Annotated in this window: 2 protein-coding genes; one reads left to right on the top strand and one right to left on the bottom strand. The window is 62.4% G+C overall.

What is annotated here, in order from left to right:
• Positions 1 to 196, top strand: a 196-nt coding sequence (locus ACM6I0_RS22745; RefSeq protein WP_414923348.1) for a DUF6124 family protein, incomplete at its 5' end; no start/stop codon positions are given.
• Positions 197 to 320: 124 nt separating this feature from the next.
• Here the strand turns inward: ACM6I0_RS22745 and ACM6I0_RS22740 are convergent.
• Positions 321 to 532, bottom strand: a 212-nt coding sequence (locus ACM6I0_RS22740; protein ID WP_414923347.1) for a helix-turn-helix domain-containing protein, incomplete at its 5' end; no start/stop codon positions are given.

Genomic DNA, 532 nt, shown 5'->3' with positions numbered 1-532 from the left:
CACCGACGACGAAACCCTGCTGGTCAACGCTTGTGAATCCCTGGCGTCGGCGAGCGTGATGTTGAGTAACTTCGCGGGTTTGATCGAGGGTTCCCATCGCCACACGGTGCTGGGGATTCAGCAAGTCGTGATGCTGGGTGAGCTGGCGGTGAACCGGATGCTGGACAGGCTTGATCCGCAGAATGCGGCTGGCTAACTGATCGTTCCCACGCTCTGCGTGGGAATGCAGCCCGGGACGCTCCGCGTCCCTTTCCAGAGCTGGAACGCGGAGCGTCCCTTGAGGCATTCCCACGCAGAGCGTGGGAACGATCAGTGGGTCTTCAGTTCTCTTGCGCGCGGTAAGCACCCGGCGTCACCCCGGTCCATTTCTTGAACGCCCGTTGAAACGCCGAAGGTTCGGAAAACCCCAGCTGCTCGGCAACAGCTGTCACCGATCGTTCCCACGCTCTGCGTGGGAATGCCTCAAGGGACGCTCCGCGTTCCAGCTCCCGAAAGGGACGCGGAGCGTCCCGGGCTGCATTCCCACGCAGAG

It is taken from the genome of Pseudomonas sp. IT-P294, from assembly GCF_949767865.1.
Classification (GTDB): domain Bacteria; phylum Pseudomonadota; class Gammaproteobacteria; order Pseudomonadales; family Pseudomonadaceae; genus Aquipseudomonas.
Note: the sequence above shows the minus strand (reverse complement) of the source record. Positions and strands in the feature narration are given on the sequence as shown.